This window comes from Streptomyces mirabilis, assembly GCF_039503195.1.
Classification (GTDB): Bacteria; Actinomycetota; Actinomycetes; order Streptomycetales; family Streptomycetaceae; genus Streptomyces; species Streptomyces mirabilis_D.
This window is the reverse complement of the sequence record NZ_JBCJKP010000001.1, coordinates 4,026,702-4,042,788: the sequence shown is the minus strand read 5'-3', so window position 1 is coordinate 4,042,788 and position 16,087 is coordinate 4,026,702. Positions and strand designations below refer to the sequence as shown.

Here is a 16,087-nt window from a genome sequence, read left to right as displayed (position 1 = left end):
TCGTCGGTTTTCTGACCGGTTGGACACCGAACAAAGGGGTGTGGTTGCCCCAAACGCGGAAGAAAACCTCTCTCGGATGAAGGCAACCATCCGATGTACGTCCTGCGTCCGTACACCAGTACGCTGAATGGCCGGGGGAGGACGACAGTGGACCGTGGTAGTGCGATACGCCGGCGCCTGGCGCTGGGCTTTGCGGTGTTGACCGCGGCCGGGCTGATGGCGTTGATGAGTCCGGGCAGCGCGCAGGCCGCCGACTCGTACTGCTCGGGTCGCAAGGTCAGAACGCTCAGCTTCTCGACCGGCTCCGTCCAGATCTACAAGCGCGACGGCTATGTCTGCGCGATGACCGTCCCGAAGGATCAGCAGTCGCGCAAACGGACGATGTCCGTCAGCGTGCAGGCGCGCGGCAGCCGACCCGTGGTCGACCGGGGCAGCTTCTCGCACCACGCCGGCCCCGTGACCGTCCACGCGGGCCACCGCTGCGTCCGCGTCCAGGGCTCGGTCGGCTCGGGTTCGGTGAGCTCGAGCTGGATCCTCTGCTGAACCGGTCGAGTGCTGAACCGGCCGAGTGCCGAGCCGGCCGAGACACCGCCTTCCCGCAGGGTTTTCCCCATCTCCCCTGGTGCGCCTGTGAGTTGCTCCGATAGCTTCCAGCGCACATCCGTTTCACAGGGGAGTGTGCATGCGCAAGGCGCTCAGATGGCTGCTGGCGCTCACGGTGCTCATAGGCACGTTGAGCACGGCCGGGGCGGCCACCGCCGCCCAGCCGGAGGCGGCACCAGGCACCACAAGCACGGACACCGACATCAAGGACAGGCTGCTCGCGATACCGGGCATGAGCCTGATCGAGGAGAAGCCGTACACCGGCTACCGCTTCTTCGTGCTGAACTACACCCAGCCGATCGACCACCGGCACCCGTCCAAGGGCACGTTCCAGCAGCGGATCACCGTGCTGCACAAGGACGTCTCCCGCCCGACCGTCTTCTACACCGGCGGCTACAACGTCTCCACGAACCCGGGCCGCCGTGAGCCCACCCAGATCGTGGACGGCAACCAGGTCTCGATGGAGTACCGCTTCTTCACTCCGTCCCGGCCCGATCCGGCCGACTGGTCGAAGCTCGACATCTGGCAGGCGGCGAGCGACCAGCACCGCATCTTCGAGGCTCTCAAGCCGATCTACCGCCAGAAGTGGCTCTCCACGGGCGGCTCGAAGGGCGGCATGACCGCCACGTACTACGAGCGCTTCTACCCGCGCGACATGGACGGCGTCGTCGCCTACGTCGCCCCGAACGACGTGGTGAACGACGAGGACTCGGCGTACGACCGCTTCTTCAGGAACGTCGGCACCAAGGAGTGCCGCGACAAGCTGAACGCCGTGCAGCGCGAGGCGCTGGTGCGGCGCGCACCGCTGGAGAAGAAGTACGAGGCGTACGCCGCCGACAACGGCTACACCTTCACCACCATCGGAAGCCTCGACAAGGCGTACGAGGCGGTCGTGCTCGACTACGTGTGGGGCTTCTGGCAGTACAGCCTGCTCACGGACTGCGCCTCGATCCCGGCCGACGCCGCCCACGCCACCGATGACGCGATCTGGGACTCCGTCGACACCATCTCCGGCTTCTCGGCCTACACCGACCAGGGCCTGAACACGTACACGCCGTACTACTACCAGGCGGGTACGCAGCTCGGCGCGCCCACGATCCACTTCCCGACCATCGAGAAGAAGTACATCCGCTACGGCTACCAGCCGCCGCGGAACTTCGTGCCGCGCTCGATCCCGATGAGGTTCCAGCCGTGGGCCATGGCGGACGTGGACTCCTGGGTCCGTCACCACGCCGACCACATGCTCTTCGTTTACGGCCAGAACGACCCCTGGGGCGCGGAACGCTTCCGGCTCGGCAAGGGCGCGCGCGACTCGTACGTCTTCACCGCCCCCGGTCTGAACCACGGTGCCAACGTCGCGGGCCTCGTCCCCGACGAGAAGGCCCTCGCGACGGCCCGCATCCTGGAGTGGGCGGGTGTCGCCCCGGCGACGGTCCAGGAGAACCCGTCGGCGGCGAGGCCGCTCGCGAAGTTCGACGCGAAGCTGGACCAGCGCGACATCGAGCGCGAGCCCGCGCTGCGACCGTAACCCGGTTCGCCGGCCGCAATACGATCCACCGGCTGCGTCCGCCCCTCGGCTACACGGGGCGGGCGCAGCCCACCGGTCTGCTGCCGCCCAGTTGGACGTAGAGGGCTGTGGACGACGGGCACTCGGCGCGGTCGACGACCGCCGAGGTCACCTTGTAGTCCGGGGGCTTCTTGCCCTTGCCGTCGCACGCGGTCTCCCGCACCTGCCCGTCACCGGAGTTGTAGACGCAGTCGCCGACGATGGTGCGGGGTCCGCCGCCTCCGCCCGGATCACCGGGGTGCGGGGCCTCCAGCTTGCGCATGCAGGCGTACCCCTGGGGGACGACCCCGTCGCCGTTCTCGTCGGAGGCGGGCCGGGTCTCGCTGATGTGCAGCACGAAGTCAGTGGTCGCGGGGCACAGCGGCCCGTCGGCCACCTTGCCGTCGTAACGGGCGATCACCCGCGCGGCGGCCCGTTCGCTGCTGCAGGGCACCTCGGTGAAGCTGGTCGTCCCGAAGGAACTGCACTCGTCGACCGCGAGGAACACCGCCCCGTAGCCCGAGGGTTGCGTCGATGTCGGCCCCGCGCCGGGCTCGGCGCTCCCCGAGTCCGACCAGCGGTCGCACCCCGCGAGCGCGGCGAGGACCAGCAGCAGCGCGCACACCACCCCAACGGAACGCCGACCCGACGAGCTGGCTCGCATGGCTTCCCCCGATACCCCCGTCCAGCGTGACCCGTCGCGACGGGCACACGCCAGACATCCGGGGTGCTTTGCGCCCTTTGGGGGTGGTGCGCCGGGTGTGCGGCGTAGGGCCGGTACGCCAAACCCCCAGCAGGGGTGGTACGTCAGCCCTTACCGGACCTAGTACGTCAATCCGTACCCGATCGGATACAGCGCCTTCGTCGGGTCGTCCGCCCGCTGCACCTCCACCGGCAGCCTCCCGCGGGGCCTCGCGCTGCCCGCGATCACTCGGGCGGCGGCGCGCAGTTCGACGTCCGTCCAGGAGTAGGTCGCCAAGTAGGCACGCACATCAGGGAGTTGCGCCACGTCGTACGGGTTGCGGATCGCGATCGCGACCACCGGGACGCCGGTGGCGACGAGCCGCTCGACGAGGGTCTTCTGCGACCCGGTCGCCGTCACGTTGTACGTGCCGACGACGACCGCGTCCACGCCTTTGGCCGCCGCCACCGCGTTGTCGATGGTCGCCGCGGAGGGTGCCGTTCCGGTGGACAGTGCCGTCGCCGTGAACCCCAGCTCGGTGAGGGCGGTCGCGAGGACGGTCGTGGGCGGTCCGTCGGTGCCGGACGGCGAGGCGGGATCGGCGCCGACGACGAGGACGCGCGGGGTGCTCCGGCGCGAGAGCGGGAGCAGGCGCTCCTGGTTGACGAGCAGTGTCGTCGTGCGCTCGGCGATCCGGTCGGCCGCCCTGCGGTGCGCGGCGGTGCCGACCGTGTGGTCGACGCCGGAGTCGCTGACGTACGGATTCTCCAGCAGGCCCAGCTTGGACTTCAGGCGCAGGACGCGCAGGACGGACTCGTCGAGCCGGGCCTCCGTGAGCTCGCCGCCGTGCACGGCGTTCAGGACCGCGTTCCAGGCCACGTGGATGGACGGCGGGTTGAGGAGCTGGTCGACACCGGCCTTGAGCGCCAGGACGGGGACGCGGTCGTCGCCGTACTTCGTCCGGACACCCTCCATGCCGAGCGAGTCGGTCACCACGAGCCCGTCGTAGCCGAGTTCCTCGCGCAGGATGCCGGTGAGGATCGGGTGGGAGAGGGTCGCGGGGTCCCCGGACGGGTCGAGGGCCGGAACCATGATGTGGGCGGTCATGACCGAGTCGATGCCGGCGCGGACGGCGGCCCGGAAGGGCACGGCGTCGAGGGACGACCACAGCTCGCGGCTGTGTGTGATGACGGGGAAGCCGAAGTGGCTGTCGACGGCGGTGTCCCCGTGCCCCGGGAAGTGCTTCGCCGTGGCCGCGACCCCGACGCTCTGATAGCCCTTCACCTCGGCCGTCACCAGCCCGGCCACGGCGTCCGGATCGGCGCCGAAGGAGCGTACGCCGATGACCGGGTTGGCCGGGTTGACGTTCACGTCGGCGACCGGGGAGTAGTCCTGTCGGATGCCGAGGGCGCGCAGCTCGGCGCCGCCGAGGCGCCCCACCGTACGGGCGTCCTCCCGCGATCCGCCCGCGCCCAGCGCCATCGCGCCCGGGAACAGCGTCGCGGGCTTGCCCACCCGGGCCACCGCTCCGTACTCCTGGTCGGTGGAGATGAGGACGGGCAGCCCGCGCGGCTGGTCGAGGGAGACCTTCTGGATGCCGTTCGAGAGGGCGGCGATCTGGTGCGGGTCACGGGTGTTGTGCGCCCAGGTGAAGTAGATGATCCCGCCGACGCGGTACCTGGCGATCAGCTCGGCGGCCGTCCTGACGCCGAGTTCCTCGAGGTTGGTGTCGATGTCGGCCTGGTCGGGCGCGGTGGCGGAGTGCCCGTAGACCCGCATCACGAAGAGCTGGCCGACCTTCTCCTCCAGCGTCATGCGGGAGACGAGCGCCCGGAGTGACGATTCGTCAGGTCTCTTCTCGGCCGCCCGGACGGAGGTGGTGCTCAAGGTCAGGGCCGCGGTGGTCCCGGCGGTGGCGGCGAGAACGGTACGTCTGGACGGTCTGGAAGAACTCGATGGCCCCACGTGCGCTCCTCCCTCATGAAGGAAACTTCCGAGGAATCACGAATATCCGGGAAGTTTCTTCCAGTCAAGGGTGTGCACAGTATCCCGAGGAGGGGCCGTCACCGGCGCAGTTGGAGGGGGGCGCGCCGGTGACGGCGTGCTGCCGGCCGCAGGCGGCGGAGAGGGTGGTCAGCGTTCGCAGCCAGCAGCGAGGCCGACACCGCTCTGCGGAGACTCATCCGGCAGTATGCGGATTGGACGAACCGGTGCGGGTCGAGGTTCCCCGGTTTTCGCCGGTTCGGGGAATTGGTGCGGGTGGGACGAATGGGTGGGACGGTTCGACGCCGGGCTCGCAGGGACAGGTCCATTTGGCGGACGTTCCCGCGCCGGAGCGGATCGGGGAGCCAGCATGAGGACATGGCCGTCGTCGACATCCCCGGTTCCAAGTCCATCACCGCGCGTGCGCTCTTCCTGGCGGCGGCGGCCGACGGGGTCACGACCCTCGTGCGGCCGCTCCGGTCGGACGACACGGAAGGTTTCACGGAAGGCCTGACCCGGCTCGGCTACCGCGTCGGCCGCACCCCGCACGCCTGGCAGATCGACGGCCGCCCCCAGGGCCCGGCGGCCACCGACGCCGACGTGTACTGCCGCGACGGCGCGACCACCGCCCGCTTCCTGCCGACCCTCGCCGCCGCCGGACACGGCACCTACCGCTTCGACGCCTCCCCGCAGATGCGCCGCCGCCCGCTGCTCCCGCTCACCCGCGCCCTGCGCGACCTCGGCGTCGACCTGCGGCACGACGAGGCGGAGGGCCACCATCCGCTGCGGATCGCGGCGGCCGGCGTGGAGGGCGGTGACGTGACGCTCGACGCGGGCCAGTCCTCGCAGTACCTGACCGCCCTCCTGCTGCTCGGCCCGCTGACCCGCAAGGGCCTGCGCATCACCGTCACCGACCTGGTCTCGGCGCCGTACGTCGAGATCACGCTCGCGATGATGCGGACGTTCGGCGCGTCCGTGCGCCGGGAGGGCGAGGTGTTCGTGGTCTCGCCCGGCGGCTACCGCGCCACCACCTACGCCGTCGAACCCGACGCCTCCACCGCGAGCTACTTCTTCGCCGCGGCCGCCCTGACCGGCCGCGAGGTGACGGTCCCCGGCCTGGGCGCCGGCGCGCTCCAGGGCGACCTGGGCTTCGTCGACGTACTGCGGCGGATGGGGGCGCGGGTGGAGGTCGGCTCCGGCGGGACGACGGTCGCCGGCACCGGCGAACTGCGCGGGCTCACGGTCAACATGCGGGACATCTCCGACACCATGCCGACGCTGGCCGCGATCGCGCCCTTCGCCTCGGGCCCGGTCCGCATCGAGGACGTCGCCAACACACGGGTGAAGGAGTGCGACCGCCTGGACGCCTGCGCGGAGAACCTCCGCCGGCTGGGCGTACGGGTGGAGACCGGGGCCGACTGGATCGAGATCCACCCCGGTGCGCAGCCCGTGCCGGGCGCGGAGATCAAGACGTACGGTGACCACCGCATCGTCATGTCCTTCGCGGTGACAGGACTCCGCGCGCCGGGCGGTGTCTCGTTCGACGACCCCGGCTGCGTACGGAAGACGTTCCCCGCCTTCCACGAGACCTTCGCCGCCTGGGCCGGCCCGCTGGGGTGATCAGTGAGGTGATCAGCGGGGGCGATCAGTGCGGGATGTCGTCGATCAGTTCGCGGGCGCCCTGACGCAACAGGGCGACGGCGACCGACGTGCCGAGCGTCGCGGCGTCGAGGCGGCCCGCCCACTCGTGGGCGTTCAGTACGGTCTTGCCGTCCGGGGTGAACACGCAGGCACGCAGGGACAGTTCGCCACTGCGGTCGGCCTTCGCGAAACCGGCGATCGGTGAGTTGCAGTGGCCCTGGAGGACGTGCAGGAACATCCGCTCCGCCGTGGCCTCGCGGTGCGTGTTCGGGTCGCCGAGGTCGCTGATCGTCTCGATGACGTCGGTGTCGCCCTCACGGCACTGGAGGGCCAGGATCCCCGCCCCGATCGGCGGCATCATCGTCTCGGGCGACAGGATCTCCGTGATCACGTCCGCCCGGCCGATCCGCTCCAGCCCCGACACCGCCAGCAGCAGCGCGTCCGCCTCACCGGCCGCCAGCTTCTCCAGCCGCCGGTTGGCGTTCCCCCGGAACGGCACGCACTCCAAGTGCGGGTGCGAGGCGGCCAGCTGAGCGCCCCGCCGTACCGACGAGGTGCCGATCCGGGCCCCCTGCGGCAGCTCGTCCAGCGTGAGGCCGCCCGGGTGCACGAGGGCGTCCCGGATGTCGTCCCGCGCCAGGAACGCGGCGAACATCGTCCCCGCCGGGAGGGGACGGTCCGCGGGGATGTCCTTGACGCAGTGCACCGCGAGATCGGCCTCACCGGCCAGCAGCGCCGCGTCGACCTCCTTGGTGAACGCGCCCTTCCCCTCGACCTTGGCCAGGTCGCCCATCCACTTGTCACCGGTCGTCCTCACGGGCACGACCTCGGTACGGATGTGCGGATGGAGCGCGCTCAACTCGGCACGGACACGCTCCACTTGGGCCAGGGCCATGGGCGAGTCGCGGGAGACGATACGGATCAGTTCCGGTGCCGACATGGCGTCCACGATAGCCCGTCGGCGAGGGGCGGGGAGCCGCGGGACGGCCGCCCGGGCGTGTGCGCGCGTCGCCGGAACCGGTCCTAGGCGGAGTCGTTCAGCAGGCGCCCGAGGTGCTCCCGACCCGGTCCCAGCAGCTCGGGCAGCGGTGCGGCCTCCTCGTACCACCGCTTCTCGTACTCCCAGCACAGCCAGCCGTCCCAGCCCTCCCGGGAGAGGAGTTCCACACAGTCGGCGAGGGGCAGGACGCCCGCGCCGAGGGGGAGCGGGGTGGTGTCCTCGGCGGAGGCGATGTCCTTGACCTGGAGGTAGCCGAGGTAGGTGCACAGGGCCGCGTAGGTCTCCGCCGGCTCCTCGCCGCCGAGCCAGGTGTGCATGACGTCCCACAGCGAGCCCACGTGGTGGTGGCCGACCAGGCCCAGGATCCTGATCGCGTCCGCGCCGGTGCGGTGCGAGTCATGGGTCTCCAGCAGGATCCGTACGCCCAGGTCGGCGGCGTACTCCGCGGCCGTGCCGAGCCGCCGTGCCGCCGTCGCGTCCGCCTCCTCGACGCTCTGCTCGGAACTCGCGCCCGGAAAGACGCGTACGAACGGGGCGCCCAGGTCGTGGGCGAGGTCGAGGAGCTCCTTGACCTCGGCGACGACGGTGTCGTCGTCGCCCGGCGCCGCCACCCGCGCGTAGCCCGCCACGCCCAGGATCTCGATGCCGCCCGCCTTGAACTCCGCGACCACCTCGGCCCGCTCGGCGGCCCCGATCCCGGGGTGCACCGGCTCCTCGGGATGCGCGCGCAGCTCCACGCCGTGGTAGCCGTGCGCGGCGGCGAGTCGTACGACGTCGGGGATGGGGAGCCCGGGTACGCCGAGCGTGGAGAAGGCCAGCTTCATGTGCATGGACCCTACTCGCGTGCCGATGTCGGCCGTCGTCGATCAAAAGGAGAGTCGAAGGGAAAAATCGGCTGCGGGTGGTCGAACGAGTTGGTGGCAGCTCACCGGGCCGGGCGCCGGGGCCGACGCCGGAACGCCGGATGCCGTCACGCCGGACCCCGGCGTGCTCGACCGAGGCATGCTCGACCGACCCCGGACATGACCGAAACCGCGACCGGCGGTGGCGCCTGGAAAGCCGAGTGAGCCAGACCGGTCACTCCTGCGGGGGGTGCAGATCCAACCGCCAGTCCTGGCCGGTCAGGTCCGCTCCGAACGAGCGGTGCGGTTTCTCGGCGACGAGGACGAAACCGTGGCGCTGGTAGATGCGGCGGGCGGCGGAGAGCACGTCGTTGGTCCACAGGACCAGGTCCCGGTAGCCACCGTCCCGCGCGAAGTCGATGACGGCCTCGACCAGCCGGTCGCCGATGCGCAGCCCGCGCGCGTCGGGCTCGACGAGGAGCAGGCGGAGGCGGGCGGTCCCGGGCGCGTCGTCGCGTACGCACATCACGCAGCCCACCGGCCGGCCGTCCAGCTCGGCGATCCACACCCGCTCCAGGTGCGGATCGTGGTCCTCGGCGAAGTCCGCCACGATCCGGGCGACCAGGCCCTCGTAGTCGGCGTTCCAGCCGTGCTCGGCGGCGTACAGCGCGGCGTTGCGCTGCACGATCCAGCCGAGGTCGCCGGGCCCGGGATCGCGCAGGACGACGTCCTCGCTGCGTGGTGGGCGCCCGGAGGAGAGCAGCGTGCGCACGGTCCGCATCGCCTCGGCGAGCCGGGGGCGGTCGTCGGCCGGCACGGTCGCCAGCAGCGCCCCCACCGATTCCCGTGAGCGCTCGTCCAGCAGGGCCGCCGTCTCCCTGCCCTGTGCCGTGAGCGTGATGCGGCGCCGCCGCGGGTCCCGCTCCGAGGGGGTCCGCTCGATCAGGCCGTCCTGCTCGAACTTGTTCAGGATGCGGCTCAGGTAACCGGCGTCCAGGGACAGTTCGCCGCGGAGGTCGGCGGCGTCGGTGCGGGGGGAGTGGGCGAGTTCGTACAGCACACGGGACTCGGTGAGGGTGTAGGGGGCGTAGAGGTGGCGGCCGTAGTCGAGGGCCCCGATGACGTTCGTGTAGAAGCGGTTGAAGGAGCGGATGTCCTGGACGGTCATGATCACTCAACCCCGGATGGTCGGCGCCGGTTGTTAGTCGGGCTGCGCGGGTCTGGCCCAGCGGCCTGGGTTACTCGGACCTGATAGTGGTTGCTCGGACCTGATAGTTGACTCAGTCAGAGGTATATGCCGAGCCTACGGCTTCAGCCAAGCGCGGGCAACGGTCGGGCAACTCCCCGGCAACCCGGTCATGACGTGGCCAACCCCTTTCCGCGCGGTGGCCACGAGTTCACCGCACGCCTCTGCCAACTCTCGGCCGCCCCTAGGAGAGTGAAGCGGCGGGCCCCGCCCCCGTGTGGCCCGCAGTTCGACTCCGAAGAGCTGACGAAGTCTCAAGAAGGGGTAGAAATGGCCGAGTTGACACGTCGTAGACTCCTGGGTTCGGCCGCGGGGGCGCTGGGCGGCGCCGCGGCGCTCTCCCTCCTCCCGCCGAGCGTCCAGAAGGCCGTCGCGGCCGGGCCGCCGAAGCACGGCTCGCTCCGCGACCTCGAGCACGTCGTCATGCTGATGCAGGAGAACCGGTCCTTCGACCACTACTTCGGCACCCTGTCCGGCGTACGCGGCTTCGCCGACCCGCACGCGCTGAGGCTCGACACCGGGCGGTCGGTGTTCTACCAGCCCGACGCCGTGAACCCGAAGGGGTATCTGCTCCCCTTCCATCTCGACACCCACACGTCCAGCGCCCAGGCGATCCCGTCCACGAGCCACGCGTGGGCGGTGCAGCACGAGGCGTGGAACGGCGGGAAGATGGACCGCTGGCTGCCGGCGCACCGCAAGGCGGACGGGGTCAACGGGCCGTACGTGATGGGCTACTACACGCGTGAGGACATCCCGTTCCAGTTCGCGCTGGCGGAGACGTTCACCGTCTGCGACCACTACTTCTGCTCGGTGTTCGGGCCGACCTGGCCCAACCGGCTGTACTGGATGACCGGCACGATCGACCCCGGCGGCACGCGGGGCGGCCCGGTCCTCGTCAACACGGCGCCGACGCCGTACCGGTGGACGACGTACGCGGAGCGGCTGCAGGCGGCCGGGGTCAGCTGGAAGGTGTACCAGCAGGACGACGACTACGGCTGCAACATGCTGGAGCAGTTCGCGAGCTTCCGCGGGGCGGCGCCGGGGTCCGAGCTGTACGAGCGTGGGGTGCGCCCGCAGCCGGAGGGCACGTTCGAGGACGACGCGCGGAACGACCGGCTGCCGGCGGTCTCCTGGATCGTGCCGACGAGCTTTCAGTCCGAGCACCCGGACTACCTGCCCGCCGCGGGCGCCGATTTCGTCGCGTCGAAGATCGAGGCGATCGCCTCCAGCCCGAAGGTGTGGAGCAAGACCGCCTTCATCCTGAACTACGACGAGAACGACGGCCTGTTCGACCATGTGCCGCCGCCGACGCCTCCGGCGGGTACGCCGGACGAGTTCGTCCAGGGGCTGCCCATCGGGGGCGGCTTCCGAGTGCCTGCGATCATCGTCTCGCCCTGGACGGTGGGGGGTTGGGTGGCGTCGGAGGCCTTCGACCACACCTCGGCGCTGCAGTTCCTCGAGCGGTTCACGGGGGTCGAGGAGCCCAACGTCAGTGACTGGCGGCGGTCGACGTTCGGTGACTTCACGTCGGCGTTCCGCTTCTCGCACGGGCGTCCGCGTCCGCCGCGGCTGCCGGACGACACGGCGGAGCAGCTGGAGAAGGCGAAGGAGGAGGTCGCGACCCTTCCGAAGCCGACGCTGCCCGGTGCCGACCAGTCGTTCCCCCGTCAGGAGAAGGGGCACCGTCCGCACGTGTGATCGCGGGCCCCGGCGGGTGGGTGGGTCGGGGCCGTGGCGGTACGTCGAGCCCGTCGCCGCCGGACCAGACGTGGACCGGGCAAGCGACCCGCTGCTCGATCCGAACGTAAGCGACGCGCTTGCGACGCACCGCCACGCCCCCTCCCGTGCGTCTTCGGCTGCGGGTGAGTAGGGGGAACTGCGCGACCAGCCCCCACCGGCTCGCGGGTAATGAGCCCACCCGGGGGTCTGGGGGCGGAGCCCCCAAGTTGAGGATGATGGGGGTCCCCCTGCTCGAGCGAAGTCGAGAGCTTGGGGGAGGGTAGGGGCGGCGGGGGCGAAAACCCCACGTTCAGACCCGCGGCACCCCTGTGGACCCCCGCACCATCAACTCCCCCCGCACCGTCGCGATCCCGCCCGGCGGCGGCTCCTCGCGGCCCATCGCGATACGCCCGGCCCGGGCCCCCGCCTCCGAGAGGGGCAACCGCACCGTCGTGAGCGCGGGGACGGCGTCGATGCTGAAGGGAAGGTCGTCGAAGCCGGCGACGGACACGTCGTCGGGGATACGCAGGCCCGCCTCCCGCAGCGCGGCACAGGCACCGAGCGCGACGGTGTCGTTGGCGGCGACGACAGCCGTCAACGACGGGTCACGGCGCAGGAGTTCGAGTGTCGCCTCGTAGCCGGCCCGACGGTCGTAGCGTCCATGCACCGTGCGCCGCGGATCGTCCTCGATGTCGTGCGCGGCGAGCGCGGCGCGGTGCCCCTCCAGGCGGTGCCGGGTCGTCGTCCGCTCCTCCGGGCCCGCGATGTAGCCGAGCCTGCGGTGGCCGAGCCCGATCAGATGCTCGGTGAGCTGCTGTCCGCCGCCCCGGTTGTCGAAGGTGAGCGCGATCGCCTCGGGGGCGTCGGGCGCGGGCGGCCGTCCGCACAGGACCACCTGGGTCCCCGCGTCCCCGAGCTTGCGCAGCTTCGCCGCGACCGCCGCCGCGTGCGGCGCGTCCTCGACGGCACCGCCCGTCAGGACGACCGCGGCGGCGCGCTGGCGCTGAAGGAGCGTGAGGTAGGTCAGCTCACGCTCCGGGGAGCCGCCGGTGTTGCACACGACCCCGAGCCGTTCGCCGCCCGCACGTCCCCCGGGCCCGCCGATCTCCGACTGGATCGCGGCCGCCATGATTCCGAAGAAGGGGTCGGCGATGTCGTTCACCAGGATGCCGACCAGGTCGGAGGTGGCGGCGGCCAGCGAACTCGCGGGTCCGTTCAGTACGTAGTCCAGGTCGTCCACCGCGCGCAGCACCCGCTCGCGCGTGGACGCCGCGACGGGATAGTTCCCGTTCAGCACCCGGGACACGGTCGCGGGCGAGACCTGCGCACGCGCCGCCACGTCCGCCAGGGTCACGGTCATCTCGTCGTCCTCCGGTCACGCATCTTGTAGCACCCCATCGTGCTTCTCGTGCTCGCTGTGCTCTTTGGCCTGCCGTACCCGTCGTACCCGTCGTACCCGTCGTGCCTGTCGTGCTCGTATTGCTCGTAGTGCTCCATCCGACCGTGCCACGCCCCCTACGTCCAGCCGTCCGGACGGTCGAACATCTCGTCGTCCGTATGGTCTTGTCCAATCGGCTCGACAGAGGCTAACTTCTTCTTGAGTAGAAAGCGCTTGCTGTCACGTTCACCAGTGGGGCGTACGCGGCGCGGAACCCGCGTACGAAGGGAATCACGTGACACGCAAGACGGTGCGAATCGCCATGAACGGCGTGACGGGGCGCATGGGCTACCGCCAGCACCTCGTCCGCTCGATTCTCGCCCTGCGCGACCAGGGCGGCCTCGACCTCGGTGACGGCACGGTGCTGTGGCCCGAGCCGGTCCTCCTCGGCCGCCGCGAGCACGCGCTGAAGGCGCTCGCCGAGCAGCACGGCCTGGAGCACTGGTCGACGGACGTGGACGAGGTCCTCGCCGACCCGACCGTCGACATCTACTTCGACGCCCAGGTGACCTCCGCCCGAGAGGAGGCCATCACGAAGGCCATCGCGGCGGGCAAGCACATCTACACCGAGAAGCCCACCGCCACCGGCCTCGACGGCGCCCTGGAGCTGGCCCGCCTCGCCCACGAGAAGGGCGTCAAGCACGGGGTCGTGCAGGACAAGCTCTTCCTCCCGGGGCTGCTGAAACTCAAGCGGCTCATCGACGGGGGCTTCTTCGGGCGGATCCTGTCCATCCGCGGGGAGTTCGGGTACTGGGTCTTCGAGGGCGACTGGCAGAGCGCCCAGCGGCCCTCCTGGAACTATCGCGCGGAGGACGGCGGCGGCATCGTCGTCGACATGTTCCCGCACTGGGAGTACGTGCTCCACGAGCTGTTCGGTCGGGTCACCTCGGTCCAGGCGCTCATCGCCACCCACATCCCGCAGCGCTGGGACGAGCAGGACAAGCCGTACGACGCCACGGCCGACGACGCCGCGTACGGCGTCTTCGAGCTGGAGGGCGGCGCCATCGCCCAGATCAACTCCTCCTGGGCGGTGCGCGTCAACCGCGACGAGCTGGTCGAGTTCCAGGTCGACGGGACGGAGGGGTCGGCCGTCGCCGGTCTGCGCAACTGCCGCGTCCAGCACCGGTCCGCCACCCCCAAGCCGGTCTGGAACCCCGACATCCCGGCCACGTACTCCTTCCGTGACCAGTGGCAGGAGATCCCCGACAACGCCGAGTTCGACAACGGCTTCAAGGCGCAGTGGGAGCTGTTCCTGCGGCACGTGTACGCCGACGCCCCCTACCACTGGGACCTCCTCGCCGGCGCCCGCGGCGTCCAGCTCGCCGAACTGGGGCTGAGGTCCTCGGCCGAGGGCCGCCGTCTCGACGTGCCGGAGATCTCGCTGTGACCCTTCGACTGCCGGACACGAACGGCGCGTTGAGGGTCTATGAGCCGCGTGCCGTCCCGCTCGCCCTCACCACCGGCGCGCCCTTCACCTCCCGTACGGTCTTCTCGGCCGCGCACGTCGTCGCCGACCCGTTCGCGGACGTCACGCCCGACTCGGCCGCCGCCGTCGACTGGGACGCCACCCTCGCCTTCCGCCGCCACCTGTGGTCGCACGGGCTCGGCGTCGCCGAGGCGATGGACACCGCGCAGCGCGGGATGGGCCTGGACTGGGCGGGCGCGGCCGAACTCATCCGCCGGTCCGCTGCGGAGGCGAAGGCGGTCGGGGGCCGTATCGCGTGCGGTGTCGGCACCGATCAGCTCACCGGTCCGGCATCCCTGGAAGAAGTGCGGACGGCCTACGAGGAGCAGCTCGCCCTCGTCGAGGAGTCGGGGGCGCAGGCCATCCTCATGGCCTCCCGGGCGCTGGCGGCGACCGCGAAGGGGCCCGAGGACTACCTGGAGGTCTACGGGCATCTGCTCCGTCAGGCGGTCGAGCCCGTGGTCCTGCACTGGCTCGGCCCCATGTTCGACCCCGCCCTTGAGGGCTACTGGGGGTCGGGCGACCTGGACGCGGCCACGGACGTGTTCCTGGAGGTCATCGCCGCCCACCCGGACAAGGTCGACGGCATCAAGGTCTCCCTCCTCGACGCCCGACGAGAGGTCGACCTGCGCCGCCGCCTGCCGCAGGGCGTCCGCTGCTACACGGGTGACGACTTCAACTACCCCGAGCTGATCGCGGGCGACGAGCAGGGCTTCAGCCACGCCCTGCTCGGCATCTTCGATCCGCTGGGCCCGCTCGCGGCGGAGGCGGTACGGGTGCTCGACACCGGTGACGTGAAGGGCTTCCGTGAGCTTCTCGACCCCACCGTCGAGCTCTCCCGCCATCTCTTCGAGGCGCCGACCCGGTTCTACAAGACGGGCGTCGTCCTGCTGGCGTGGCTGGCCGGGCACCAGGAGCACTTCACCATGGTCGGCGGGCTCCAGTCGGCCCGCTCGCTGCCGCACTTCGCGCGGGCGTACGAACTGGCGGACACCCTGGGCCTGTTCCCGAACCCGGAGCTCGCCGAGGCCCGGATGAAGACCCTGCTGGCTCTGTACGGAGTGACCTCATGAGCAGCCTCGCCCGTTTTTCCATCAACCAGATGACGGTCAAGCAGCTGTCGATGCCCGAACTGGTCGAGTCCTGCCTCGAGCTGGGGATCCCGGGCGTCGGACTCTGGCGTGAACCCGTCCAGTCGTACGGCCTGGACGCCACCGCCAAACTCGTCCGCGACGCCGGTCTGGCCGTCACCACGCTCTGCCGTGGCGGCTTCTTCACGGCGATCGACCCGCAGGAGCGGGCCCGCGCCCTGGACGACAACCGTGCGGCCGTCGACGAGGCCGCGACCCTCGGCACCGACACCCTGGTTCTGGTCTCCGGGGGGCTGCCCGCCGGCTCGAAGGACCTGCACGGCGCGCGGGAGCGGATCGCCGACGCGCTGGGGGAGCTGGGCCCGTACGCCGCCGAGCGGGGCGTGCGGCTGGCCATCGAGCCCCTCCACCCCATGTACGCCGCGGACCGTTGTGTGGTGTCCACCCTCGCCCAGGCCCTGGACCTCGCGGAACGCTTCCCGGCGGACCAGGTGGGCGTCACCGTCGACACGTACCACATCTGGTGGGACGACACGGCTCCCGCCCAGATCGCCCGCGCGGGCGCCGGCGGCCGTATCCACACCTTCCAGCTCGCGGACTGGACGACTCCGCTGCCCGAGGGCGTCCTCAACGGCCGCGGTCAGATCGGCGACGGTTCGATCGACATGCGGGAGTGGCGGGGGTACGTCGAGGCGGCGGGATACTCCGGGCCGATCGAGGTCGAGCTGTTCAACGACGGGCTGTGGGCGCGGGACGGGCGGGAGGTGCTGGCGGAGACGGCGGCGCGGTTCGTGGAGCACGCCGGGTAGCCCCGTCGGCGGCCGCTGTCAC

At 70.9% G+C, this 16,087-nt stretch carries 13 protein-coding genes; 7 read left to right on the top strand and 6 right to left on the bottom strand.

Features of this window, described 5'->3' with window-relative positions; genetic code table 11:
* The first annotated feature begins 147 nt into the window (after window positions 1-147).
* Both AAFF41_RS18835 and AAFF41_RS18830 read left to right on the top strand, forming a co-directional pair.
* Entirely contained in the window at window positions 148-543 is a 396-nt protein-coding gene (locus tag AAFF41_RS18835; RefSeq protein ID WP_319747938.1) for a hypothetical protein, read from the top strand.
* 139 nt (window positions 544-682) lie between these two features.
* Window positions 683-2,131 carry a S28 family serine protease gene (locus tag AAFF41_RS18830; protein ID WP_319747940.1) on the top strand — a complete coding sequence of 483 codons (1,449 nt, stop codon included), beginning with the start codon at window positions 683-685 and terminating at the stop codon, window positions 2,129-2,131.
* Between the two features lie 49 nt (window positions 2,132-2,180).
* On the opposite strand, the gene AAFF41_RS18825 is transcribed toward AAFF41_RS18830, so the two are convergent.
* Window positions 2,181-2,774, bottom strand: a complete 594-nt coding sequence (locus AAFF41_RS18825) for a hypothetical protein (protein WP_425526134.1) — start codon at window positions 2,772-2,774, stop codon at window positions 2,181-2,183.
* Between the two features lie 198 nt (window positions 2,775-2,972).
* Window positions 2,973-4,796, bottom strand: a complete 1,824-nt coding sequence (locus tag AAFF41_RS18820; protein WP_343324275.1) for a glycoside hydrolase family 3 protein — start codon at window positions 4,794-4,796, stop codon at window positions 2,973-2,975.
* Window positions 4,797-5,192: 396 nt separating this feature from the next.
* Between AAFF41_RS18820 and aroA the strand changes: the two genes are divergently transcribed.
* Window positions 5,193-6,434 carry a 3-phosphoshikimate 1-carboxyvinyltransferase gene (gene aroA / locus AAFF41_RS18815; RefSeq protein ID WP_054230789.1) on the top strand — a complete coding sequence of 414 codons (1,242 nt, stop codon included), beginning with the start codon at window positions 5,193-5,195 and terminating at the stop codon, window positions 6,432-6,434.
* Window positions 6,435-6,459: 25 nt separating this feature from the next.
* Here aroA and hemC read toward each other — a convergent pair whose 3' ends face one another.
* The 3 genes from hemC to AAFF41_RS18800 form a co-directional block, all read right to left on the bottom strand.
* Window positions 6,460-7,395, bottom strand: a complete 936-nt coding sequence (gene hemC / locus AAFF41_RS18810) for a hydroxymethylbilane synthase (RefSeq protein WP_319747946.1) — start codon at window positions 7,393-7,395, stop codon at window positions 6,460-6,462.
* An 83-nt stretch (window positions 7,396-7,478) separates the two neighbouring features.
* Complete coding sequence (locus tag AAFF41_RS18805) at window positions 7,479-8,279, bottom strand: sugar phosphate isomerase/epimerase family protein (protein ID WP_097288976.1); 801 nt, start codon at window positions 8,277-8,279, stop codon at window positions 7,479-7,481.
* 253 nt (window positions 8,280-8,532) lie between these two features.
* The gene (locus AAFF41_RS18800; RefSeq protein WP_319747948.1) at window positions 8,533-9,465 is read right to left on the bottom strand and encodes a bifunctional helix-turn-helix transcriptional regulator/GNAT family N-acetyltransferase; all 933 of its coding nucleotides are present in this window, start codon (window positions 9,463-9,465) and stop codon (window positions 8,533-8,535) included.
* A 348-nt stretch (window positions 9,466-9,813) separates the two neighbouring features.
* Between AAFF41_RS18800 and AAFF41_RS18795 the strand changes: the two genes are divergently transcribed.
* Window positions 9,814-11,241: an alkaline phosphatase family protein gene (locus AAFF41_RS18795; RefSeq protein ID WP_319747950.1), complete on the top strand. Its 1,428-nt coding sequence runs from the start codon at window positions 9,814-9,816 to the stop codon at window positions 11,239-11,241.
* 331 nt (window positions 11,242-11,572) lie between these two features.
* On the opposite strand, the gene AAFF41_RS18790 is transcribed toward AAFF41_RS18795, so the two are convergent.
* Window positions 11,573-12,622 carry a LacI family DNA-binding transcriptional regulator gene (locus AAFF41_RS18790; RefSeq protein ID WP_054231851.1) on the bottom strand — a complete coding sequence of 350 codons (1,050 nt, stop codon included), beginning with the start codon at window positions 12,620-12,622 and terminating at the stop codon, window positions 11,573-11,575.
* A 313-nt stretch (window positions 12,623-12,935) separates the two neighbouring features.
* Here AAFF41_RS18790 and AAFF41_RS18785 point away from each other — a divergent pair, with 313 nt between their 5' ends.
* From AAFF41_RS18785 to AAFF41_RS18775, 3 genes are read left to right on the top strand one after another with little or no spacing between them, the layout of a single operon-like run.
* Window positions 12,936-14,087, top strand: a complete 1,152-nt coding sequence (locus AAFF41_RS18785; protein ID WP_319747952.1) for a Gfo/Idh/MocA family protein — start codon at window positions 12,936-12,938, stop codon at window positions 14,085-14,087.
* Window positions 14,084-15,238 (top strand): dihydrodipicolinate synthase family protein, encoded by a 1,155-nt coding sequence (locus AAFF41_RS18780; RefSeq protein ID WP_343324274.1) that lies wholly within the window; start codon window positions 14,084-14,086, stop codon window positions 15,236-15,238. The genes AAFF41_RS18785 and AAFF41_RS18780 overlap by 4 nt, the downstream gene beginning before the upstream one ends.
* On the top strand, window positions 15,235-16,065 hold the full coding sequence (locus AAFF41_RS18775) for a sugar phosphate isomerase/epimerase family protein (protein ID WP_054231848.1): 831 nt from the start codon (window positions 15,235-15,237) through the stop codon (window positions 16,063-16,065). The genes AAFF41_RS18780 and AAFF41_RS18775 overlap by 4 nt, the downstream gene beginning before the upstream one ends.
* Window positions 16,066-16,087: the final 22 nt, after the last annotated feature.

Bases quoted from the DNA above. Each gene is read 5' to 3' on its own strand.
- AAFF41_RS18830 (WP_319747940.1), top strand. From the start codon at position 683: ATGCGCAAGGCGCTCAGATGGCTGCTGGCGCTCACGGTGCTCATAGGC.
- aroA (WP_054230789.1), top strand. From the start codon at position 5,193: ATGGCCGTCGTCGACATCCCCGGTTCCAAGTCCATCACCGCGCGTGCG.
- hemC (WP_319747946.1), bottom strand. From the start codon at position 7,395: ATGTCGGCACCGGAACTGATCCGTATCGTCTCCCGCGACTCGCCCATG.
- AAFF41_RS18805 (WP_097288976.1), bottom strand. From the start codon at position 8,279: ATGAAGCTGGCCTTCTCCACGCTCGGCGTACCCGGGCTCCCCATCCCC.
- AAFF41_RS18800 (WP_319747948.1), bottom strand. From the start codon at position 9,465: ATGACCGTCCAGGACATCCGCTCCTTCAACCGCTTCTACACGAACGTC.
- AAFF41_RS18795 (WP_319747950.1), top strand. From the start codon at position 9,814: ATGGCCGAGTTGACACGTCGTAGACTCCTGGGTTCGGCCGCGGGGGCG.
- AAFF41_RS18790 (WP_054231851.1), bottom strand. From the start codon at position 12,622: ATGACCGTGACCCTGGCGGACGTGGCGGCGCGTGCGCAGGTCTCGCCC.
- AAFF41_RS18775 (WP_054231848.1), top strand. From the start codon at position 15,235: ATGAGCAGCCTCGCCCGTTTTTCCATCAACCAGATGACGGTCAAGCAG.